General features: G+C 60.9%; 20 protein-coding genes and 1 pseudogene. 14 read left to right on the forward strand and 7 right to left on the reverse strand.

Annotation, left to right across the window (positions count from 1 at the left end; all coding sequences use genetic code 11):
* The first annotated feature begins 8 nt into the window (after positions 1-8).
* A complete protein-coding gene (pstS, locus tag KR49_RS08060; protein WP_043693887.1) occupies positions 9-1,019 on the forward strand; it encodes a phosphate ABC transporter substrate-binding protein PstS in 1,011 nt (336 codons plus the stop codon).
* 77 nt (positions 1,020-1,096) lie between these two features.
* Here pstS and dnaK read toward each other — a convergent pair whose 3' ends face one another.
* Positions 1,097-3,010 (reverse strand): molecular chaperone DnaK, encoded by a 1,914-nt coding sequence (dnaK, locus tag KR49_RS08065; RefSeq protein ID WP_043693889.1) that lies wholly within the window; start codon positions 3,008-3,010, stop codon positions 1,097-1,099.
* Between the two features lie 116 nt (positions 3,011-3,126).
* Between dnaK and KR49_RS08070 the strand changes: the two genes are divergently transcribed.
* From KR49_RS08070 to KR49_RS08085, 4 genes are all read left to right on the forward strand, one after another.
* Positions 3,127-3,996 (forward strand): shikimate dehydrogenase, encoded by an 870-nt coding sequence (locus tag KR49_RS08070; protein ID WP_043693892.1) that lies wholly within the window; start codon positions 3,127-3,129, stop codon positions 3,994-3,996.
* A gap of 24 nt (positions 3,997-4,020) precedes the next feature.
* A complete protein-coding gene (locus KR49_RS08075; RefSeq protein WP_043693895.1) occupies positions 4,021-4,494 on the forward strand; it encodes a Tic20 family protein in 474 nt (157 codons plus the stop codon).
* A gap of 76 nt (positions 4,495-4,570) precedes the next feature.
* Positions 4,571-4,963, forward strand: coding sequence for a 30S ribosomal protein S6 (gene rpsF, locus KR49_RS08080; protein WP_043697139.1), 393 nt, complete (start codon positions 4,571-4,573; stop codon positions 4,961-4,963).
* 39 nt (positions 4,964-5,002) lie between these two features.
* The gene (locus tag KR49_RS08085; RefSeq protein WP_043693898.1) at positions 5,003-5,344 is read left to right on the forward strand and encodes a hypothetical protein; all 342 of its coding nucleotides are present in this window, start codon (positions 5,003-5,005) and stop codon (positions 5,342-5,344) included.
* Here the strand turns inward: KR49_RS08085 and KR49_RS08090 are convergent.
* Both KR49_RS08090 and KR49_RS08095 read right to left on the reverse strand, forming a co-directional pair.
* On the reverse strand, positions 5,336-6,547 hold the full coding sequence (locus tag KR49_RS08090) for an argininosuccinate synthase (RefSeq protein WP_043693901.1): 1,212 nt from the start codon (positions 6,545-6,547) through the stop codon (positions 5,336-5,338). The two genes, KR49_RS08085 and KR49_RS08090, sit on opposite strands and share 9 nt — an antisense overlap.
* A complete protein-coding gene (locus KR49_RS08095; protein ID WP_253912735.1) occupies positions 6,547-6,777 on the reverse strand; it encodes a hypothetical protein in 231 nt (76 codons plus the stop codon). Before KR49_RS08095 ends, KR49_RS08090 begins: the two co-directional genes overlap by 1 nt.
* Before the next feature lie 36 nt (positions 6,778-6,813).
* On the opposite strand from KR49_RS08095, the gene KR49_RS08100 reads away from it, so the two are divergent.
* From KR49_RS08100 to purT, 5 genes are all read left to right on the forward strand, one after another.
* A complete protein-coding gene (locus KR49_RS08100; RefSeq protein ID WP_043693904.1) occupies positions 6,814-7,065 on the forward strand; it encodes a DUF3134 domain-containing protein in 252 nt (83 codons plus the stop codon).
* 76 nt (positions 7,066-7,141) lie between these two features.
* Positions 7,142-8,251, forward strand: coding sequence for a phospho-N-acetylmuramoyl-pentapeptide-transferase (mraY, locus tag KR49_RS08105; protein ID WP_043693907.1), 1,110 nt, complete (start codon positions 7,142-7,144; stop codon positions 8,249-8,251).
* A gap of 6 nt (positions 8,252-8,257) precedes the next feature.
* Positions 8,258-8,506 carry a hypothetical protein gene (locus tag KR49_RS08110; RefSeq protein ID WP_043693910.1) on the forward strand — a complete coding sequence of 83 codons (249 nt, stop codon included), beginning with the start codon at positions 8,258-8,260 and terminating at the stop codon, positions 8,504-8,506.
* Positions 8,506-8,664 carry a hypothetical protein gene (locus KR49_RS14300; protein ID WP_173402140.1) on the forward strand — a complete coding sequence of 53 codons (159 nt, stop codon included), beginning with the start codon at positions 8,506-8,508 and terminating at the stop codon, positions 8,662-8,664. Before KR49_RS08110 ends, KR49_RS14300 begins: the two co-directional genes overlap by 1 nt.
* Positions 8,661-9,836 carry a formate-dependent phosphoribosylglycinamide formyltransferase gene (gene purT, locus KR49_RS08115; RefSeq protein ID WP_043693912.1) on the forward strand — a complete coding sequence of 392 codons (1,176 nt, stop codon included), beginning with the start codon at positions 8,661-8,663 and terminating at the stop codon, positions 9,834-9,836. The genes KR49_RS14300 and purT overlap by 4 nt, the downstream gene beginning before the upstream one ends.
* Positions 9,837-9,840: 4 nt before the next feature.
* Here the strand turns inward: purT and KR49_RS08120 are convergent.
* From KR49_RS08120 to recN, 4 genes and pseudogenes are all read right to left on the reverse strand, one after another.
* A pseudogene (locus KR49_RS08120) lies at positions 9,841-11,232 on the reverse strand (glycosyltransferase); the annotation flags it as partial.
* 197 nt (positions 11,233-11,429) lie between these two features.
* Positions 11,430-12,893 (reverse strand): alpha/beta fold hydrolase, encoded by a 1,464-nt coding sequence (locus KR49_RS08125; protein ID WP_253912736.1) that lies wholly within the window; start codon positions 12,891-12,893, stop codon positions 11,430-11,432.
* Positions 12,894-12,934: 41 nt separating this feature from the next.
* On the reverse strand, positions 12,935-15,907 hold the full coding sequence (uvrA, locus tag KR49_RS08130) for an excinuclease ABC subunit UvrA (RefSeq protein WP_043693918.1): 2,973 nt from the start codon (positions 15,905-15,907) through the stop codon (positions 12,935-12,937).
* A gap of 45 nt (positions 15,908-15,952) precedes the next feature.
* Positions 15,953-17,641, reverse strand: a complete 1,689-nt coding sequence (gene recN / locus KR49_RS08135; RefSeq protein ID WP_043693921.1) for a DNA repair protein RecN — start codon at positions 17,639-17,641, stop codon at positions 15,953-15,955.
* 75 nt (positions 17,642-17,716) lie between these two features.
* Here recN and KR49_RS08140 point away from each other — a divergent pair, with 75 nt between their 5' ends.
* The 4 genes from KR49_RS08140 (at position 17,717) to dnaN (ending at position 22,873) form a co-directional block, all read left to right on the forward strand.
* Positions 17,717-19,576 carry an AarF/ABC1/UbiB kinase family protein gene (locus KR49_RS08140; RefSeq protein WP_043693924.1) on the forward strand — a complete coding sequence of 620 codons (1,860 nt, stop codon included), beginning with the start codon at positions 17,717-17,719 and terminating at the stop codon, positions 19,574-19,576.
* Positions 19,577-19,685: 109 nt separating this feature from the next.
* A complete protein-coding gene (locus tag KR49_RS08145; RefSeq protein WP_253912737.1) occupies positions 19,686-20,180 on the forward strand; it encodes an alpha/beta hydrolase in 495 nt (164 codons plus the stop codon).
* A 98-nt stretch (positions 20,181-20,278) separates the two neighbouring features.
* Positions 20,279-21,337, forward strand: coding sequence for a threonine synthase (gene thrC, locus KR49_RS08150; protein WP_052378320.1), 1,059 nt, complete (start codon positions 20,279-20,281; stop codon positions 21,335-21,337).
* Positions 21,338-21,715: 378 nt separating this feature from the next.
* Entirely contained in the window at positions 21,716-22,873 is a 1,158-nt protein-coding gene (dnaN, locus tag KR49_RS08155) for a DNA polymerase III subunit beta (protein WP_043693932.1), read from the forward strand.
* Position 22,874: the final 1 nt, after the last annotated feature.

A 22,874-nucleotide genomic window follows, 5' to 3' on the forward strand; every position in this document is an offset into this window, starting at 1 on the left:
TCGGATTCATGCGTCGTTCCAACATCTTCAAAAGTCTTGCGGCCACTGCCGGCATCACCGCCACCGTGACGCTCGCCGGCTGTGGCGGCGGCACCGGTGGAGGAGGGGGTGACCAGGTCACAGGCAAGCTCAATGGCGCCGGTGCCTCGTTCCCCGCGGCCATTTATCAGCGCTGGTTCCAGGAGCTCCAGCCCGAGGGCGTGGCGGTCAACTACCAGTCGGTTGGCTCCGGCGCCGGAGTGCGGCAGTTCACGGCCGGAACCGTGGATTTCGGTGCATCCGACAAGCCGATGAAAAAGGATGAGATCGCCAAGGTGAGCCGTGGTGTGCTGCAGATCCCGATGACGGCCGGAGCCATCGCAGTCGCTTACAACCTCGACGGATGCGATCTGAAACTGAGCCAGGACCAGCTGGCCGGAATCTTCCTCGGCAAGGTCAAGAACTTCAACGAGCTGGGCTGCGCTGATCAGGCGATCACCGTGGTCCGTCGCTCCGACGGTTCCGGCACCACGTACAACTTCACCAAGCATCTCTCCGCCATCAACGAGGAGTGGAAGACCAAGATCGGTGCTGCGAAGGCCGTCAAATGGCCCACGGGCGTCGGCTCGAAAGGCAATGAAGGCGTTGCCGCCCAGCTGAATCAGATCAAGGGTGGAGTGGGTTATGTGGAAGCCGCCTATGTGAAGGGCAAGCTTCAGGCCGCCGCCGTCACCAATGCCTCCGGTGAGCAGGTGAAGCCCACCAATGAAACGGAAAGCGCCGCTCTCGACTCCATCGACATCGGCCCGGAGCTCATCGGTGGCAACCCGAATCCACCTCAGGGTTACCCGATCGTTACCTTCACCTGGGTGCTGGCGTACGAAACGGGCAACGGCGGCAAGACCGCCGCTCTGAAGAAGGCCTTCGAGTTCATGCTGTCCGAGAAAGCTCAGGCACAGGCCCCTGATCTCGGCTACGTCACCCTGCCCAAGGGTGTGGTGGAGAAGTCCCTGGCTGCGGTCGAGAAAATCACTGAGTGATCACAACCGTCAAGCGATTGCGGGCAACAAAAAAGGGGGCCGATCGGCCCCCTTTTCAATGGTCACGGCTCAGCCGATCACTTGGATTCCGTGAATTCAGCGTCGATCACATCATCACTGGCACCGGTGCTGCCGGCGGCACCATTGCCTGGGTCAGCCTCACCATCGGGAGATGCGCCCGCTTCAGCACCAGCCTGCTGATAGACGGAGGCTCCAACGGTGTAGAGCTCCTGCTGCAGTTCCTCCAGCAGGGTCTTCATCGCGTCGTAATCCTCGGCATTGACAGCGTCCTGAAGCTTGGTGCGCTTCTCCTCCACCTTGGTCTTGGCGTCGGCATCGACCTTGTCACCAAGCTCACTGAGCTGCTTCTCGGCCTGATAGACGAGGGTCTCGGCCTGGTTCTTGAGGTCGATCTTTTCGCGCTTCTCCTTGTCAGCGCTGGCGTTGGCCTCGGCGTCCTTCACCATCTTGTCCACCTCGGAATCCGAGAGGGTCGAGGCGCCGGTGATCGAGATGGATTGCTCCTTGCCGCTGCCCTTGTCCTTGGCGGTGACGCTGAGGATGCCGTTGGCGTCGATGTCGAAGGTGACCTCGATCTGAGGGACACCACGGGGAGCCGGAGGGATGCCGTCGAGGCGGAAGGTTCCGAGCGACTTGTTGTCAGACGCCATCTCGCGCTCACCCTGGAGCACGTGAATTTCCACGTTGGTCTGACCATCGACCGCTGTGGAATAGGTCTCGGTCTTCTTGGTGGGAACCGTGGTGTTGCGGGTGATCATCTTGGTCATCACACCACCGAGGGTTTCCACACCCAGAGACAGAGGCGTGACATCCAGCAGCAGGATGTCTTTCACCTCACCGGCGAGCACACCTCCCTGAATGGCGGCGCCGACGGCCACCACCTCATCGGGGTTCACCGTCTGGTTGGGATCCTTGCTGGTGGTGCGCTTCACCAGTTCAAGAACAGCCGGAATGCGGGTGGAACCACCCACCATCACGATCTCGTCGAGCTCGCTGGAGGACAGCTTGGCGTCCTTGAGCGCCTGCTCCACAGGAATGCGGCAGCGGTCGATCAGGTTTGAGGCGAGCTCCTCGAACTTGGCCCGGGTGAGGGTGAGATCCAGGTGCTTCGGGCCTTCCGGGGTGGCCGTGATGAACGGCAGGTTGATCTCGCTCTGGGTGGCGTTGGACAGCTCGATCTTGGCTTTTTCAGCTGCCTCGGTGAGGCGCTGCAGAGCCTGTTTGTCCTGACGGAGGTCGATGCCTTCGTTGGATTTGAAGGTCTCGGCCAGATGATCAACAATCACCTTGTCGAAGTCATCACCGCCCAGATGCGTGTCTCCGGAGGTGGACAACACCTCAAAGACACCGTCACCAACTTCGAGCACAGACACATCGAAGGTGCCGCCGCCAAGGTCGAACACCAGGATCCGCTCGTTGCTCTTCTTGTCGAGTCCGTAGGCCAGAGCGGCAGCAGTGGGCTCGTTGATGATCCGCAGCACCTCGAGGCCGGCGATCTTGCCGGCATCCTTGGTGGCCTGGCGCTGGGAGTCGTTGAAGTAAGCGGGAACGGTGATCACCGCCTGGGTGACCGTTTCCCCGAGATACTTGCCGGCGTCCTCCGCCAGCTTGCGCAGCACCTGGGCACTCACCTCCTCAGGGGCAAACTGCTTGTCGAGAATTGGGCACTTCACCTTCACATTGGAGCCGGCCTTCTCGACGCCGTAGCTCACTTCCTTGGATTCCTCATTGACCTCATCGACGCGTCGGCCGATGAATCGCTTGACGGAATAAAAGGTGTTGTCTGGGTTCATCACCGCCTGACGTTTGGCGATCTGACCGACAAGCTGATCCTGGTTCTTGGTGTAAGCGACCACGGAGGGCGTTGTGCGGAAGCCCTCGGCGTTGGCGATGACGGTGGGCTTGCCACCCTCCATCACAGACACGCAGCTGTTCGTAGTGCCAAGGTCAATGCCGACAACCTTGCCCATCGGTGGTCACCTCCTGAAAATGCGGTTCTGAACCACGTCATCTTCTTCAGCAGAGCCCTGGACAGGCGAGGTGTGGTTCCCGAACAGGCAGGCTGGATGGGCGATCCCGCAGCACGATGATCAACGGCGGCACAGCCCTGGTGGGACTGCTCGGCAACCCGGTGCGGCATTCCCTCTCACCAGCGATGCACAACGCGGCCCTGGCTGAGCTCGGGCTGAACTGGCGCTATCTCGCTCTGCCCTGTGAACAACACCATCTCCGGGATGTGCTCGACGGACTCCACGCCGTGGGCTGCCGCGGCCTCAACGTCACCATTCCCCACAAGCAGTCCGTTGCCGGCCTGTGCCGGAAGCTGAGCCCACTGGCATGCCGTCTAGGGGCCGTGAACACCCTGATTCCTGACAGCGGAAGCAGCTGGACAGGCAGCAACACCGATGTGAACGGTTTCCTCGCCCCCCTTGAAACCCACATCGACTGGACGGGACGCCGGGCGGTGGTGGTCGGCTGCGGTGGGTCGGCCAGGGCGGTGGTGGCAGGCCTGCAGACTCTCCATCTGGCTGCGATCAGCGTGATCGGGCGGCAAACCACGACCCTTCAACCGTTTGTGGAGGATCTGAACCTGGAGGAAGCACCCCTGGACCCTCTGCTCGATTCGGACCCATCCATCGCGGACGTGGTCGCAGCCAGCGACCTGATCGTCAACACAACCCCTGTCGGCATGGCTCAGCACGGCGAAGCCGGCGCCATGCCACTGGGAGAGAGCCTCTGGAGCGGAATCAAAACCGAAGCAACGCTCTATGACCTGATCTACACCCCGCGCCCCACCGCCTGGCTGCAATGGGGCCGAAAGCGCCAGCTGCACTGCATCGATGGCCTGGAGATGCTGGTGCAGCAGGGGGCCGCTTCCCTGAGGCTCTGGAGCGGCCATGACGATGTGCCGGTGGATGCCATGCGCTCGGCAGCTGAAACCGCGCTGAAGACCTAGCGTCAATTCAGTTCTCTTGGTGGTGTGGAGATTCCTGTCTGGCAGCGGGTGGTGGCCCCTTTGGTTTATCTGCTGCCCTGGAGCGACGCCATTCCTTTTGGAGGCCCGCTGTTCCAGCAGTACCCATGGATGCAGTGGTTCACGCTTCCCGTTCTGCCCCTGGCACTGCTCGAACAGAGCGTTCCCTTCGGACTCGGGGGCCTGCTGCTGTTCTTCGTGCTGTTTCTGGCGGTTGTTCGCAACCCGAACGTTCCCTACTTCGTACGTTTCAACACGCTCCAGGCGCTGCTCACCGACATCATTCTCGTCGTGCTGGGCTTCGCCTTCACGATCCTGCTCCAACCCCTCGGCGGAAGCGGACTGTTGATGCGGACGCTGTCCAGCACCGTGGTGATCGCCACGTTGGCGATCCTGCTGTTCGCCCTGGCGGAGTGCCTGCGCGGCCGCGAGCCGGACCTGCCGGGCATCAGCCAGGCTGTCCGCATGCAGTTGTACTGAGAAGGACACCCCGGGGGATAAGGTGTTGGATCCGTCGCTCACCGAAGTGAGCCGTCCGTCCCAGTCGGAACAGCCCATGACGCACGATCCCTATTACGAGACCATGTACATCCTCCGCCCGGACATTCCGGAGGAGGAAGTGGAGAGCCACCTCACCAAATACCGCGACATGCTCGTGGAGACGGGAGCGGAAGTGCTGGACAATCAGATGCGCGGCAAGCGCCGTCTGGCCTACCCGATCAACAAGCACAAAGAAGGGATCTATGTGCAACTGAGCCACAACGGTGACGGTCAGCAGGTGGCTGTGCTCGAGAAGGCGATGCGCCTCAGTGAGGATGTGATCCGCTATCTCACCGTGAAGCAGGAAGGCCCGTTGCCGGCACCGCGTGTCATGCCGGGCAGCGAAGCGCCTGCTCAGCCGCAGGAACAACAGCAGGCATCGGAAGCACCTGCGGGAACAGCCGGCTGAGCGGTTGTGCGGTCCATGGGCGAGCGATAGCGTCCGCCCATGGACTCTTCAGATGACCAGCATCAGGCTCCCGAGCCGCGATGGATCGCCTCGGTCTCGGACGTCAACGAGCGCGATGTGAACACACTTCAGCGTCGAGTCTCTGAACTTGAGGAACAGGTGCGCACCTACGAAGCGCTTCTGGAGGATTTACCTGATCTGTTCGAACGCAAATTCCAGCAGCGGCTGGAGCCACTGCTGGAGCGCTATCGATTGCTGGCCAGTGAGGGTTCGGAGCTGAGGGCTGGTCAGCCCCCCCTGGTACAGGCGGAGAGCCCCAACATTCTTCGCTTCCCAATGCTGCGAATTCCTGCCCTGCTGCAACGACGGAAATCAGCTTGATCTGCGCTGCGAGGCCGCCCAGAGACGGGTTGGCAGTCCCCAGACGTAGATGAACCCCTCCGCAGCTCGATGATCAAAACGATCCTCACTGCCGTAGGAGGCCATCTCCGGCACATAGAGGCTGGACTCCGTTGAGCCACGGCCGATCACCGTGGCCGTGCCCTTGAGCAGCCGCAGCCGCACCACACCATTGACGTGGGTCTGCGTGCGATCCATGAACCCATCGAGAGCATCCTTCAGCGGACCGAACCAGAGACCCTGGTAAACGAGATCAGCCCACTGACTTTCCAGCTGTCGCTTGCTGCGCAGCACATCCGCCGCCAGCGTCAGGCTCTCCAGCTCCTGATGAGCCTGGATCAGCAGCAGCAAGCCCGGAGTTTCATAGATCTCCCTGGATTTGATCCCGACCACCCGGTTCTCGATCATGTCCAGTCGACCGATGCCGTGGCGGCCTGCCAGGCGATTGGCTTCGCGGATCATGGCCACTGGATCGAGGCTCGTTCCATTGATCGCCACGGGATCGCCGGCTTCAAAACGGATCTCGATCTCCTCGGCCACATCCGGAGCATCAGCGACGGATACCGTCATCGCGAACACCTCTTCCGGAGGGGCGACCATCGGATCTTCCAGAGGACCAGCCTCGATGCTGCGGCCCAGCAGGTTCAGATCGATGGAATAGGGCGATTTCTTGCTCACTGGTGAGGGAATGCCGCAGCGCTCGCCGTAGGCGATCGTCTCCTCCCGACTCATGCCCCACTCCCTGGCCGGAGTCAGGACCTTCAGATCCGGTGCCAGAGCAGCGATGGCCACATCAAATCGCACCTGGTCGTTGCCCTTGCCCGTGCATCCATGAGCGACGGCATCGGCACCGACTTCCCTGGCAACCTCAACGAGGCGTCGGGCGATCAAAGGCCTTGCCAGCGCTGTGGACAACGGATAACGCCCTTCGTAGAGAGCATTGGCCCGGATGGCAGGAAACGCGAATTCCTCGATGAACGGCTGGATCAGATCACCGACGAAGGACTGACTGGCGCCGGCATCGAGAGCCTTGAGGCGGATCGGCTCCAGTTCATCGCCCTGTCCGAGATCAGCGGCAAAGGTGATCACCTCCTCGACACCCCATTCCCGCTTCAGATATGGAATGCAGACACTGGTATCGACACCGCCTGAGTAGGCGAGCACCACCTTGTTCGCGCGGCCCATCAATGGGTCTCCTGATCACAATCGACTGATTCTCCCCTCCCGTCGATCAGCAGCCACATCCCCAGAACCAGAGCCGGTGCGAACACAACCGCCAGAACCACTCCGGATGGCGCCTGGAGAGGCTCTGGATGGGATTCACCCCAACGGCGCAGGGCATAGCTCAAAGCGGCCGCGGCGCCCCAGCAGATGGTCATCACCAGAGGTTTGTTCACGGTGATCAGCAGGGTCATGACGTATGTTGACTGATTGGACTGTGTCCTTCACTGATGAGTGCTCTCGACAGCATCAACCCTTCCCTGACCCGCTACGGGCGCAGGGATCCGGCACCGGTGCTGCCGCTGCGAGAAGAGCCGGATCTGCTCACCTGGCTCGAAGCCAGTGGTCGTCTGGTGGCTGATGAGGAATCGAGCTCTCCTGAAGTGAGCACCGTGGAGGAGGAGGAGCTCTCCGCCCTGATGGGTGAGAAGGAGGATTACAACAACGCCGACGAACAGAACGAGGAGCAGTGGGAGGACTGAGCCGGGGGCTCTGAAGACCGGAGTGGTCGACTCCCGATCGTTCGTTTAAGGTCCCTGCGCCTGCTCAGATCGAGCCGTGTCCGCCAGCCAGGAGAACCGTTCCCATCGCTGGTGGGAGAACGGATCGCTCAGTGCGTCCCTTCTGATCGGGGTTGTTCTGGCCGCCAGCGTCGCCACCGACAAGTGGATCGCGAACGCTCAGCTGAGCCTGCCGCTGCTGATCAGCATGACCACTGCCGCACTGGTGGCAGCTGCGGGCATTCCACGGCTGCGGGCACTGAAGATGGGGCAGGTGATCCGGGAGGAGGGCCCAAAGGCCCACCTCAGCAAATCCGGCACACCCACGATGGGCGGCTTGCTGGTCGTGCCCGTGGGAGTGATCATCGGCGGCCTGATCAGTCCGGAAGGAGAGGCTTCCCAACAGCTGCTGGCCGTAGCTGCCGTGACACTCGCCTACATGGTGATCGGCGGATTCGACGACTGGCGCAGCCTCACACGACGCACCAACACCGGTCTGACGCCACGTGGAAAACTGTTTCTGCAGATGGTGGCGGCGGTCGCCTTCCTCAGCGTCGCTGCATGGCACGGCTGGATCGACAGCACGATCTCCCTGCCCCTTGGCGTGACACTTCCGCTGGGACTGCTGATCTGGCCCCTGGGGCTGTTCGTGTTCCTGGCTGAGAGCAACGCGACCAACCTGACCGATGGCCTCGATGGACTGGCCAGTGGCTGTGGTGCCCTGGTGTTCGCCGGTCTGGCCATCCAGTTGATGCTCCGAGGTCACAGCGGAGATCCCGCCATGGCGGGTTTCTGCATGGCGATGGCCGGGGCCTGGCTCGGTTTTCTGATGCACAACCGCAACCCGGCCCGAGCTTTCATGGGTGACACCGGTTCCCTTGCCATGGGAGCCGCTCTCAGCGCCGTTGCCCTGCTCACCGACAGTCTCTGGCCGCTGCTGGTGATGGGAGGAGTCTTTCTCGCCGAGTCCGTGTCCGTGATCGTGCAGGTCTGGGTGTTCAAAGCCACCAAGGGACCCGATGGCCAGGGGCGTCGCATCTTCCGGATGGCACCACTGCACCACCACTTCGAACTGGGTGGCACCAGCGAACGCACGGTGGTGCCATGCTTCTGGCTGATGACAGCGGGACTGGTGCTGCTGGGCCTGCTGTTGCGCCCCATCGGCTGAACCCTGATGCGTTATTTCACCTGGCGGGAAACAGGACTGACCACCGACTGCCCAAGCCTCGAAGCGATGGCAGCGCGCTTTGAGGAATCCGCCAGCCTGATGCGACGCATGGCAGCGGACGGTTTTCAGCTGGAACGTCATGGCTCGGAACAGCGCATCACCCATTCCGATGCCTCTGTGTTTGATGCCTGGGGATTCGTGAGTGAAGAGCCGCCGGTCCGCCAGCTCACCCTGATTCCTGATCTCGAGACCTGATGGAGAGCCTGCTCAGCACAACCGCGGAACTGCTCAGCCAGGCCGCTGCTGATCCTGACCGTGTCCTGAAGTGGGTGCTGATTTATTTCGGGATCTCCTCCCTGGGGTTCATCGCGGTCTGGTTGATTGGTGAGATCCGCAGAAACAGCAGCTCATGAGCCGATTCCCTCGCACCGTTCTGCTGCTTGGAAGCGGAGAGCTTGGGAAGGAGGTTGCGATCGCGGCCCAGCGACTCGGTTGTCGGGTGATCGCCTGCGACCGCTATGCCGATGCTCCGGCGATGCAGGTGTCGGATGTGGCCGAAGTGCTGACGATGACGGATGCGGACAATCTGCTGAAGGTGGTCCGCAGACATCGACCGGATGTGGTGATCCCGGAGATCGAAGCCCTGGCCGTGGCGGCCCTGGCTGAGCTGGAACAGGAGGGCACCACGGTGATCCCCACGGCCAGAGCCACCGCTGTGACGATGAACCGGGACAGAATCCGTGATCTCGCCGCTGGAGAACTGGCTTTGCGGACAGCGCGATTCGCCTACGCGTCCAGCGCCGAAGAGCTGGTGCAGGTCTCGGAGCCACTGGGCTGGCCCGTGGTCGTGAAGCCCGTGATGAGCTCCTCCGGGAAAGGTCAGAGCGTGGTGAGCAGCGCCGATGGGCTGCAGGAGGCGTGGAACGCGGCCCTCAGCGGTGCCCGGGGCACCTCGACCCGGGTGATCGTCGAGGAGTTCCTGCAGTTTGATCTGGAGATCACCCTGCTGACCGTGCGTCAGCAGAACGGAGACACGCTCTTCTGTGCACCGATCGGCCATGAACAGAAGAACGGGGACTATCAGTGCAGCTGGCAACCGGCTGAACTGAATGACCGACAGCTGCAGCAGGCCCAGGCCATGGCCCGCACCGTGACCGACAACCTCGGTGGAGTGGGGCTGTTCGGCGTCGAATTCTTTCTGTGCGGCGATGAAGTGATCTTCTCCGAACTGTCACCTCGACCCCACGACACCGGACTGGTGACTCTGATCAGCCAGAACATGAGTGAATTCGAGCTGCATCTGCGCGCTGTGCTGAATCTGCCGATCCCTGCCCTGAGAACGGCGGATGCCGCGGCCAGCCGCGTGATCCTTGCCGATCAACCGTTGGAATCCGTGAGTTACGACGGCATCAACGAAGCACTCCGGGAGGACGACACCCAGGTGTTGCTGTTCGGCAAACCGGATGCACGGGCCGGACGCCGGATGGGGGTGGCGCTGGCACGCGGGGAACATCTCGCCGAGGCTCGCAGCAAGGCTGATCGAGCCGCAGGCTGCGTGAAGGTGCTACCGGGAGTCAACAGCTGATCAGAGGTCGCGCAGGCGTTGTCCGACTCCTTCGTGGAGCTCGCCGGACCCTTGGAACCCGGTCGGCTGTGGCGTCCATCAGAGCCAGATAGTGACGGACATGGGCGCCCCAGCTGAAGTGCCGATTGACTGCCTCCACACCGTTGTCGCTCCAGCGTCTCCAGAGATCACCGGCTCTGGCCGCCTGCTCCAATCCCCTTCGGAGACCCCCGGGCTCGGTCACATCCACCAGAAGCCCGTTGCCGCAACGGGCCTGAATGTCCTGGGGTCCCCCATCATCCGTCGCCACCATGGGCAACCCACAGGCAGCGGCCTCGAGCAACGTGAGTCCGAAGGGTTCCGTGAGAGCCGGGTTGACGAACAGGCCCTGACGGCGGGCCGCCCAGCGGTACATCGCAGGAATGTGGTCACGCCGATGCTGTTTCGGGTAGGCGATCGTGCCGTAGAGATTGTGATGATCCACCAGCTCGAACACCTGCTGGAACACCTCGCGTTGCTGTTCGGCCAACTGGCGAGGGTCATCCCGGCATCCGAGCACCAGCACAAGATTGAACTGCTGACGCAGAGCGGCTGACTGACCGAACGCATCAACAAGAGCGGGGATGTTCTTGCGACGGACCGCCCGTGAAATGGCCAGCAGAGGAGGTTTGGAGGGATCCCGCAGGAAGGGATGCAGCAGCTGATTCAGCTCGGCCTTTTCCGAGAACGTGGCGGAGGGATGAAAACGACTCGAATCCACACCCGGTGGAACCACATGGGCACGCTGCAGCTGGAAACTGCTGTACCGGGAGTACTGCTTCTCCGCTTCCTGGCGGGTGCTAGTGATGATCAGATCTGCCTGTGCGAGTGCCCGCTCCTCAGCGTCGATGCGGGCACTCATGGAATAGGAACGTTCCATCTGCAGCAGGTCGCCCCCGGCAGCCAGAAGTCTCCGCTGCTTTTCGCGACCGAGGGAATGACCTGTGAAAACGAGGGGGATGCCCAACCGCTCGCTGACCAGGGAACCCACAAGGCCGGCATCGGCGTAATGAGCGTGAATCCAGTCGACCATCTGACCGGGCTGACGCAGATGATCGACAAGCCGATCAACCAGCTGCATCAGATGCGGCCAGAGCCGTTCCTTTCGCAGGTATCGATCTGGACCGAAACGGAAACGCAGAATGCGGGCCCCGGAAGCAATGGGTTCCTCAGGAACGGCATAGTCACTCGAAACCTGGGGGTCCTTGATCAGCCGGGTGACCACATCGACCTGATCGACATCCGTTTGCCGCGCCAGATGCTTGACAAGCTCGAGGACGTACAGGGTCTGCCCGCCTGTGTCGGCATCACGCCCAAGCTCCAGCTCATGGGAACGGAACAGGCCATGCAGGTGCAGATGCAACAGACGCAGACCCATTCGTGGCATCAACAGACAGCAAAAGCCTGGAAGGGCTTCTTTTTTGTTTAGAGAAACAAAGAGCCTGAGAAGATGAAAAAAAGATTAGAAAACAAGTACTGCTGCCGGGTCAGACCCACAGATGGTTGACCTGGACAGAGATGTCGCCCCTTTCGAGACATCCCTGGATGCGACGAATTTGTAAACAGACAGCAATCTCAGAGACGGTCACTGACATCAACCAGACGCTGCTCCGGATCACCCCAACCACCACCGGAGAATGTGACGGAACCGGACACATCGAGCTGCTCGTTGAGCCAGGCGAGCAGAAGGGCACCGATCGCCGCCGGTTGCGGATCACCCCTGAAACTGCGGGGCGTGAAGTGATTGGCCCGTTCGTACAGCACCAGACGATGTCCATGGCGTGCTGCCTTCGTCTCTCGCATCGGCGAGATCGCCTCCGGACCGGATGGAACGACCCAGTCAGCGGTGCCGCTGATCAGAAGCACCTTTCCGCTGAGGCTCCTGGAACTGGCGGGATCGAACAGCAGACGCAACGGGGGACTGACGGACACCACAGCACGCACACGCGGATCGGCTGCTCCCGCCTCTCGGATGGTGGACAACCAGCTGCACTGCAGCACCCAGCTCATGTTCCCCTCTGGATCCTCCAGATCACTGCAGCGGGAAAGCATCTTTCGATCGGTTGGATCGGCACCGGCAAGCTGAAGAACCGTGGTGCCGCCCCAGGAATGTCCGATCGCAGCCACCGCGTCGGTGTTGAGCGACTGATTGCGCAGGATGCGACCTGAAGCCACGGCATCGATCAGAGCGGAGACATCGCGGGGACGTCTGGTCAACTCCTCCGGATCCGGGGGGGGGCGGTCCCCAGACAGCATCGCCTTCTGCTGCTCGAAATCACTGCCTGGATGATCGGGAAGAAGCACGGTGTAACCGGCCGAAGCAAGCACCTCCCCCCAGCCTTCAAACGATTCGGGATCATCCCAGAGTCCGTGGGAGATCACAGCCAGGCGTCCATTCGAATTCCGCTGCGGCTCCAGAACCAGCGTTCGCAGCGGTTCCTGCCGATGGGGCACCGACACCTGTATCTCCCGACGGGACCAGGCGCCCCTCAGCCGGGCCTGCAACGAAGAATTGAACGGCTCGACCGGTGCGGCCTTCACCAGACTGCGACCCTGTTCCGTGTTACGGATCAGTCGGGAGGCGATGAAAGCGACCCTCGAGATGTCGATGGTGGCCGTTTCCCCTGGCATTTCACGCAGCAGCCCGAGCACAGTCGCCTCCCCATTGCGTTCCGCCCGGATCAGCGCATCGGTGAGCATCCGTCCGGAGGTGTCTGCCTCGACCCCTTCGAGCTGCACCAGAGCAACGGCGGACTGGAGGACCTGCTCAAGCAGTGGCTGACCGGTTGATCCCTCCAGAAACGAACGCGTCTCAGGGGGAAGCGGTGCAAGAAAAATCCCCTCCAGCAGGTTGGACAGCCTGTCGCCGCTCGCAGCCCTCAGATCCTCAAGATCCGGACTGGACCGCAACAGTTGATCGACCGTCTCGGCTTCCCCCAGATTGATCGTGATGCTGGTTTCCAGGAACGGCATCCGCAGAACCAACCGCTCGAGGGCGGACGCAGGAGTTCCGACACCCGTCAGGGCAAGTCCCGCCATCAGGGACACCAGACGCGATCGCGGGCATCGGAACCTGAACATCAGGCGGCGAGAGAAGGAATCTCTGCTGGATGCTGATCGAGAACACGACGCAGATAACGCCCCGTGTGACTGGTCGGATGCTGGGCCACCTCTTCCGGTGTGCCGGTCACCAGCAATTCCCCGCCACGGTCACCACCCTCGGGGCCAAGGTCGATGATCCAGTCGCTGCAACGGATCACATCGAGATTGTGCTCGATGCAGATGATCGAATTGCCCTTGTCGACAAGACGCTGCATCACCTCCATCAACTTGTGGACGTCGTAGAAGCTGAGGCCTGTTGTCGGCTCATCAATCAGATAGAGCGTCTTACCCGTGGCCCTGCGGGACAGTTCGGTGGCGAGCTTCACTCGCTGCGCCTCACCGCCGGACAGTGTCGGGGCCGGCTGTCCGAGCTTCACGTAACCGAGGCCGACGTCCACCAGCGTCCGCAGTCGGTCCGCTGCCTGAGGAATCGCCTCGAACACCTCCGCAGCCTGCTCAACCGTCATCTGCAGGACATCAGCAATGGTGTAGCCCTTGTATTTCACCTGCAGGGTTTCACGGTTGAACCGAGCTCCCTTGCACACATCGCACTGCACGTAGACATCGGGGAGGAAATTCATCTCGATCACGTTCACGCCCTGTCCGCGGCAGGCTTCACAACGTCCGCCCTTGACGTTGAAGCTGAACTGACCGACCTGATAACCGCGCGCCTTGGCCTCAACGGTGGCGGCAAAGACCTGGCGGATCGGATCGAAAGCACCGGTGTAAGTGGCCGGATTGGAACGGGGCGTACGGCCGATCGGGGATTGATCGATGACAATCACCTTGTCGATCGACTTGATTCCACGCAGCTCACCCAGACCGCTGGGGAACGGCACCTTCAGTCCGAGGCCGTTTTCCAGAGCTGGGTGAAGCAGCTCGTTCACCAAGGTGCTCTTGCCGCTTCCGCTGACGCCGGTCACCGCCACGAGTCGACCGAGCGGAAATTCAACGGTGAGATTGCGCAGGTTGTTGCGATTGCAGTCGATCAGCTGCAGACGACGGTTGCCACCTGTGCGGCGTTCAGCAGGCGTGGGAATGGAACAGCGTCCGCTGAGATAGGCACCTGTCAGGGACTCTTCACTGGACAGAAGGTTCTCCAGGGAGCCTTCCGCCACGATGTGGCCGCCATGCACTCCGGCACCGGGCCCGATGTCCACGACATGATCCGCTGCCCGGATGGTGTCTTCGTCGTGCTCGACGACCACCAGAGTGTTGCCGAGATCGCGAAGGCGCCTGAGCGTGTCCAGAAGCCGATCGTTGTCCCGTTGATGCAGGCCGATGCTGGGCTCATCCAGGACGTAGAGCACTCCGGTGAGCCCCGCACCGATCTGGGTGGCGAGACGGATGCGCTGAGCCTCTCCCCCTGACAGCGTCATCGCCGGACGGTCGAGGCTGAGGTAATCAAGCCCCACATCCAGAAGGAAGCGCAACCGCAGACGGATCTCCCGCAGCACCAGATCGCCGATCTGGATCTGACGCGGCGTCAGCAGCGGCTCGGAACCTTCATGGATCCCGACGCCCATCAACTGCTCGATCCTCTCCAGGGTTTCAGCGACGCTGACGGCCGTGAGCTCTGGAATCCGGAAGGGACCCACCTTCACCGCCAGGGCTTCCGGCCTCAGCCGCTGCCCATGACAGGCCTCACATGGCACCAGCGCCAGGAACTTCTCCAGCTTCTGGCGCTGAGCCTCACCGCTGGCATCGCGCAACTGGCGTTCCAGGATCGGAAGAATTCCCTCAAACGGACGCGTGTACGCGCCCTTGCCCTTGCGGTAACGACTGTCGGCCTGGATCAGGATCGGTTCACGACTGCCATTCAGCAGCACATCCCTCTGCTCATCGGTGAGCTCGTTCCAAGGGGTTTTGATCTCGAATCCGAAGGCTTCACCGACGGAATAGAGCAGCGAGAAGTAATAGGTGTTGTCCTTTTCAGCCCAGGGAGCAACCGCCGCGTAGACCGGCTGGCTGGGATCGGGGATGACCCGTTCCACCGTGAACTTGCGGAGGTGGCCGATGCCATGACAAGCCTCACAGGCGCCGTAAGGACTGTTGAACGAGAAGAGTCGAGGTGAGAGTTCCTCGATCACCGCTCCGTGCACCGGACAGGCGAAATTCTCGGAATAGAGACGCTCGCGATCGACGCCCTCCGGAACCTCCTCTCCTGCCTTGGGAACCACTTCCACAAGAGCGAGACCATCACCACGTTTCAGAGCAGTGCGCAGGGAATCGGTGAGCCTCTCCTGCACACCCTCCCTGGCCACCAGACGATCCACCACCACCTCGATGTTGTGGCTGTGGTTCTTGTCGAGCTCGATGTTGTCTGACAGCTCACGCACCTCGCCATCGATCCGGACCCGTGCGAACCCCTCCGCTGCCAGACCGCTGATCAGCTTGGTGTGGGTTCCCTTCTTGCCCCGGACCACCGGTGCCAACAATTGATATCGGGTTCCCTCAGGCAGCAGCAGGATGTGATCGACCATCTCGTCGATGCTCTGAGGCCGGATCGAACGCCCGCACTTGGGACAGTGGGGTTCACCGGCACGCCCGAACAGAAGCCGCAGATAGTCCTGAATCTCGGTGACGGTGCCGACGGTCGAACGGGGGTTGTGACTTGTCGATTTCTGATCGATCGAGATGGCCGGTGACAGACCCTCGATGGCGTCGACATCGGGCTTGTCCACCTGGCCGAGAAACTGCCTGGCATAGGCGGAAAGACTCTCGACGTAGCGGCGCTGACCCTCCGCAAAGATCGTGTCGAACGCCAGGGAACTCTTGCCGCTGCCGCTTACACCGGTGAAGACCACCAGTTTGTTGCGGGGGATCGTGACGTCGACGTTTTTGAGGTTGTGCTGTCTGGCCCCCCGTACCCGGATCTCATCGTCCTGATCCGTACGGGCGAGGTCCACAGCAGCAGGGCGATTCGCGTTGTTGGCAGCAGATCGCCCCATGACGCCCCGGTGGTAAGCACGAAATCTTAAGAAGAATTCGAAACTTCAGGCAGATTTCTGGTCCAGCAGGCTGGCTGCATAGGCACGGGCCTGATCACCACCGGCCAACTCAGCGAGTTCCAGTTGTCGCTGCTGAGTGTCCCGCAGGTGGGACACCCGTGAACGGGTGATGCCGTCCTGCACGTCCTTGCTGACGCGGAAATGGTGATCAGCCCCTGCCGCAACCAGGGGCTGATGGGTCACACAGAACACCTGCCGATGCCGCGCCAGGGAACGGAGCAGCTCCGCCATCGCACCGCTGACCCGGCCACTCACGCCGGAATCGATCTCATCAAACAACAACGTGCTGGACCCATCCACCGCGGCGAGAGCTGTCTTCAGTGCCAGCAGAAACCGCGACATCTCCCCTCCGGATGCCACCTCTATCAGCGGTGCGAGGGGCTGTCCGGGATTGGCGGAGAACAGAAAGCGCACGGCATCCGACCCGTGTTCCGTGGGATCGATGGGTAGGAGTTCCACTTCGAAGCGCACATTCGCCAGTCCCATGGGCGGCAGCAGATCAAGAAGCGAGTTCTGCAGAGACTCGGCAGCCTCCAGCCTCGCCGCACGCAGCAAGGCATTGGCTTGATCAAGAGCCAATCGACACCGCTGTTCCCTCTGACGCCATCGCTCCAGATCGGCAGACACCCCCCCCTCCATGAGCTGCTCCCGCAGCTCATCCCGACGGGTGATCAGGCCAGCCAGATCCAGCCCATGACGCCGCTGCAGCCGCTTGAGCTGTTCGAGCCGCTCCTGAATGCAATCGAGCTGCTCAGGATCACTCTCAAGAGCCACCCCGTACTGATCCAGAGACCGCAAAAGATCCTCGACCCCTGTCTGGAGATCGAGAGCCCGATCGTGCAGGGGAATCAGCGAGGCATCCATCTGGCTCATGGCCTGCAGCTCCTGATTCACCGCTGCGAAGTGATCCTGGAGAGACGGAGCCTGATCCGCTCCATCGCGTAGACGGCCGAACACCTCAGCCAGGCCCTGCTGAAGATGAACCCCGTGAACCAGCCGATCCTGCTCGCGCTGCAGCCGGTCCCACTCATCCGGATCCTCCAGGCAGGCCTGCTCGAGCTGATCCAGCAGCTGTTCCTGCTCGGCCCGATCCCGTTCCAGGCCCTCCTGCTTGTCTTCAAGGGCCAGCAGGGAAGCCGCAGCCTCACGCCAGAGCTGCCAAGCCGTACGAACCTCCTGAAAGCATTCGGCGAGACCAGCCCCACCGAGACGATCAAGCCAACGACGCTGCTGACCGGACCGGGACAGCTGCTGTGTCTGACCCTGAACGGTGAGATCGATGAGCAAGGGCCGCAGATCCTGCAACTGCTGCCGGTTGACCGCGACGCCATTCAGGCGTGATCGACTGGTGACCCGCTCGGGCTGCTGTCGTCGCCATTCCCTGCTGACGATCAGTTCGTCCTGTCCATCGTCAGCGAGTCCTTCGCGGCTCAGCCAGCGACCCACCGGCTCGGTGATTTCAAAACTGGCTTCGATACGGGAAAGATCACAGCCTGGACGCAGCAATCGCAGACCTGCTGCGCCCTGAGCACCACCAAGAACGGCATCGAGAGCATCGAGAAGAATCGATTTACCGGCACCCGTTTCACCTGTGAGCACAGTGAAACCGGCTTGAAAGACAAGCTCGAGGCTGTCGATCAGAGCGATGTTCCGCAGCTGAAGACCGGTGAGCACAGTCAGCTCCTGTGGTCGTGCTGACCGTAGCGGCGACACGGTTCGTTTAGAAGGGAGTCCCTTCAGACCGGAACCATGGCGCAGGAGCTCGGTGACTTCATCGAAGCCGCTGGACTGCTGGAGTACGACCCTGCGGCCATCACACGGATCTATGCAGGCCATCCACAACGGCTGATCCGACGCCTGTGGCAGACCCTGGTGCCGATCGGTCTTTTTCTGATCGGAGTGGGCTGGGACTGGTTGTTCCGACGCTTGCAGGACCCTCGGCAGGCCCGTTCCCGCGCCCGGGAGTGCGCAGCCCTGCTTGTGGATCTGGGACCGGCATTCATCAAGGCAGGACAAGCCCTGTCCACCCGACCGGACATCGTTCCACCCGTTCTGCTGGAGGAGCTCGCTCAACTGCAGGACCAACTGCCCGGCTTCGACAGTGATCTGGCCATGGCCTGCATCGAGGAGGACCTACAGGCTCCGATCGATGAACTGTTCCTGGAACTGGAACGGGAACCGATCTCGGCCGCATCCCTCGGACAGGTCCACAGAGGCGTTCTGAACAACGGAGAACGGGTCGCTGTGAAAGTTCAGCGCCCCGGCTTGCGCGAGCAGATCACACTCGATCTCTACATCGTCCGAAACATCGCCTCCTGGTTGAACAGCAACATCGGACTGATCCGGAGTGATCTGGTCGCCTTGATTGATGAGCTCGGCAAGCGGGTGTTTGAGGAAATGGATTACCTCAACGAAGCAGCGAATGCTGAACAGTTCCGTGAACTTCACAGCCACAACCCTCGCATCGCCGTTCCCCGGATTCATCAGGAGGCAACCAGCCGTCGCGTGCTGACCATGGAATGGATCGACGGAGTCAAGCTCACCAACCTCGAAGCCGTTCGCGACATGGGTGTCAACCCTGACGACATGGTCGAAGTTGGGGTGAACTGCAGTCTTCAGCAACTGCTGGAGCATGGTTTCTTCCATGCTGATCCCCATCCTGGAAACCTTCTGGCGCTCGAAGACGGACGACTCTGTTATCTGGACTTCGGGATGATGAGTGAAGTCAGTCGTGAATCAAGAACAGGCTTGATCCAAGCAGTGGTGCATCTTGTTAATAGGAATTTCAACAAACTTTCGAAAGATTTTGTTACCCTTGGATTTCTTGCTGAAGATGTCAATCTCGAGCCAATTGTACCCGCCTTTGAATCGGTTTTCAGTCAAGCAATAGAGATGGGTGTCAACAGAATGGATTTTAAAAGCGTGACAGACGATATGTCCGGTGTGATGTACAAATTCCCCTTCCGAGTTCCCCCCTATTACGCGCTGATCATCCGTTCACTCGTCACTCTTGAAGGGATCGCTCTGAGCGTGGACCCCGACTTCAAGATCCTCGGCGCCGCCTATCCCTACTTCGCTCGCAGGTTGATGGAAGATCCGGATCCTCAGCTGCGACAGAGCCTCAAGGAAATGCTCTTCGATGGAGAGATCTTCCGCTGGACACGCCTCGAAAACCTGGTCTCCAGTGCTGCCAGTCAGACCGACCTCGACCTGGACACACTCCTCGACCAACTTCTCGACTTCCTGTTCTCGTCGAAGGGTGGTCTGCTGCGAGAGCAGCTGGTGGATGCCACGGTGCAACGTCTTGACGACTTCGGGTGGCTCACGATGCAGCGCCTGGGCCAACGGCTGCCAAAACGTCTGCAGCCTCCTGGAATGTCGGCCAACAGGTCGATCCAGAACGATCCGTTGCTCCAGCTCGAACCGATCCGTCAACTGATCGGCGTTCTGCAATCTCTACCGGGGTTCAGCCCTGATCTGCTGATGAAACGCCTTCCCAGAATCATCAATGAGCCCGACGCACGCCGGATGGGCCTACAGGTGGCGCAGGGTCTGGCCGAACGGGGAGTTGTCCGCCTCGTGCGAGTCGCCGCTGGAGTTCCCGCTTAGGTTTCGTCAAAACAAAGCAGTGATGGTCAGCCTCCGGAGATGCCGTCGATCCGTGTTCGGGTTTGTCGCAGCAACCGGTCTCGCAATCGGTTGTCCAACGCCAAAGGCGATGGCCGCAGTGGACATTGCTCTTGTTTCCGGAGGATTCCGACGCTCGATTCCCGTGAAGGAAGTCGAGCATCTTGCCGAAACCGGTGAAGCCATCGGTCTGCTGGACGATCTGCTGACGATCTCCGGACAGAAACCCGAGGACGTCGCGAAATTACTCAATCAGAAACTGGAGCTTCCACTTGTCTTGACCAGCCGGCTGATCAACACCCGGATCGGAGATGCCATCGTCCGTCGTGTCGGCAAGATCATTTATCCGATCTATTCGCCGTCTCCTGATGTCAGCGTCCCTGCCATCCGTGCCGGTGTGATCAATGGATTGCAGGAAGACGGCGGCCTGACAGCTGTCAATTTCCTGAAGTCGTATCCCAACGAGGTGATGGCTGTGAATCTTCCGGCACTGTTTGCAGTCATTGAGAAAGCACAGTCCATCGCTGGCCTCGTGCAGTTCTTCTCAGACTCACCGCTGGACGGTCTGAAGGATGGAAAACCCTGAGGTCTCTGAGCCCTGACACTTAGATTCCGGCTCAGGTAATCAGCGATCCGGTGACCTTCGTTCAGAACCTCCGTCGACGATTCGCCGATACGCCGGTGATGCAGGACTGGCCTGGGCTGATCGAGGCTTACCGGGCCTGGTTGCCGGTCAGCAGGTCGACACCGGTGATCACACTGCGGGAGGGCGCCACACCGCTGATTCCGGTGCCGTCCGTTGCCGAACGCATCGGCAGGGGTGTGACCGTCCATGTCAAGTACGACGGCCTGAATCCAACCGGCTCCTTCAAAGACCGCGGCATGACCATGGCCATCAGCAAGGCCAAGGAAGCCGGCTGTGAAGCCGTGATCTGCGCCAGCACCGGAAATACATCGGCGGCCGCAGCGGCCTATGCCCGTCGGGGAGGCATGCGCGCATTCGTCTTGATTCCTGACGGCTACGTCGCCCAGGGAAAGCTGGCCCAGGCTCTTGTGTACGGAGCAGAAGTACTGGCGATCCGCGGCAACTTCGACAGAGCCCTCGACATCGTTCGGGAAGCGGCGGAGAAGTACCCCGTGACCCTGGTGAATTCCGTCAATCCCTACCGGCTGCAGGGTCAGAAGACCGCTGCTTTCGAGATCGTCGATGCCCTCGGGGAAGCACCCGACTGGTTGTGCATCCCGATGGGTAATGCAGGGAACATCACCGCGTACTGGATGGGATTTCAGGAATACCAGCAGGCAGGCCACAGCCGGAAGCTGCCGAGAATGATGGGTTTTCAGGCCAGTGGATCAGCCCCTCTTGTGCATGGGACAACCGTGAAAGAGCCCGAAACACTCGCCACGGCGATCCGGATCGGAAATCCCGTGAACCGCGACAAGGCCATCGCAGCCCGTCAGGCGAGCAACGGGGCCTTTCTGGACGTCACCGATGCGGAAATCATTGATGCCTACAAGCTGCTGGGTGGAGAGGAAGGAATCTTCTGCGAACCGGCGAGCGCCGCTTCAGTGGCAGGTCTGCTGAAACGACGCGATGAAGTCCCGACAGGAGCCAATGTCGTCTGCGTTCTGACCGGCAACGGCCTCAAGGATCCCGACTGCGCGATCAACAACAACGACGCTGCCTTCCACACGGATCTGGATCCTGATCTGGCCACGGTTGCCGACGTGATGGGGTTCTGAAGCGGTAGACAATCGCCAAAGCGCCTGAGGACAACCGCCGAAAACACTCTTCAGAACCTGGGGAAAGAGAACCTCTGTTGGAGCGTCCGCTCAACGGAGGTTTTTTCACGGCCTGTGAACAAGTGGAAAACCGCTGTTCATCCCACAGGCGTCGAATTGTTCTCACCAGCCATTGAGCTCCAAAACCCCAGACGAAGACTGCGATCAATCCGAGATTTCCCCATTCCCACAGCCCCTACGACGGCTGTTTTTCATTTGTTCTTCTTCTTTTTTGAATAGAACAGCCGAAGAGGACGCGGATGGAATCACGGCATTGCACTTCCCTCAACGCTGTGAAACGGTGGGGCACCTCCACGACACGTTCAGGCCTGCAGCACGATGAAAGTGGTCTGTTCCCAGTCCGAGCTGAATGCCGCTCTTCAGCTGGTCAGCCGTGCGGTCGCCACGCGACCGACGCATCCGGTGCTGGCCAATGTGCTGCTGACAGCCGATGCCGGCAGCAATCGCCTCAGCCTCACAGGTTTTGATCTCAACCTCGGCATTCAGACCTCTCTGGCAGCGAGCATCGACAGCAGCGGCGCGATCACCCTTCCGGCCCGGCTTCTGGGAGAGATCGTCTCCCGCCTCTCAAGCGACAGTCCGATCACCCTGGCCACGGATGACGCCGGGGAACAGGTGGAACTCACCAGCCTGAGTGGCTCGTATCAGATGCGGGGAATGCCGGCAGACGACTATCCCGATCTGCCGATGGTCGAAAGCGGACAGCCGCTGAAACTGCAGGCATCCGGTCTGGTTCAGGCCCTCAAAGGCACCCTGTTCGCAAGCAGTGCCGATGAAGCCAAGCAGCTGCTGACAGGAGTCCATCTCCGATTCACCCAAAAGTCCCTCGAGGCGGCGGCAACCGATGGGCATCGGCTCGCCGTTCTGGAGGTGGACGATGCCCTTCATGATGCTGCTCCCTCTGATGACCCCGAGTCGGAAGGTTTCGCCGTCACTCTTCCCGCCCGCTCTCTGCGGGAGGTGGAGCGACTGATGGCAGGCTGGCGATCAGAGGAGCCGGTGAGTCTGTTCTGCGATCGCGGGCAGGTGGTGTTCCTGGCTGCTGATCAGATGGTCACCAGCCGCACGCTGGAAGGCACATATCCCAATTACCGGCAGCTGATTCCGGATGGATTCACGCGGACCATCAGTCTTGATCGCCGTGCTCTGATCGCCGCCCTGGAGCGGATCGCTGTTCTGGCGGATCAGCACAACAATGTCGTCAAATTCAGTACCCAACCTGATGATGGAGTGGTCCAGCTCAGTGCTGATGCTCAGGATGTGGGCAGGGGATCCGAGTCGCTTCCAGCCACGTTGACCGGTGATGCCATGCAGATCGCCTTCAACGTTCGCTATCTGCTGGATGGTCTCAAGGCTCTCGGCACTGATCAGGTGGTTCTTCACTGCAATGCACCGACAACTCCTGCGGTGCTCAAGCCGGAAGGTGAAACTGAGAGCTTCACCTATCTGGTGATGCCCGTTCAGATCCGTTCCTGAC

It is taken from the genome of Synechococcus sp. KORDI-49 (assembly GCF_000737575.1).
In the GTDB taxonomy this organism is placed as follows: Bacteria; Cyanobacteriota; Cyanobacteriia; order PCC-6307; family Cyanobiaceae; genus Parasynechococcus.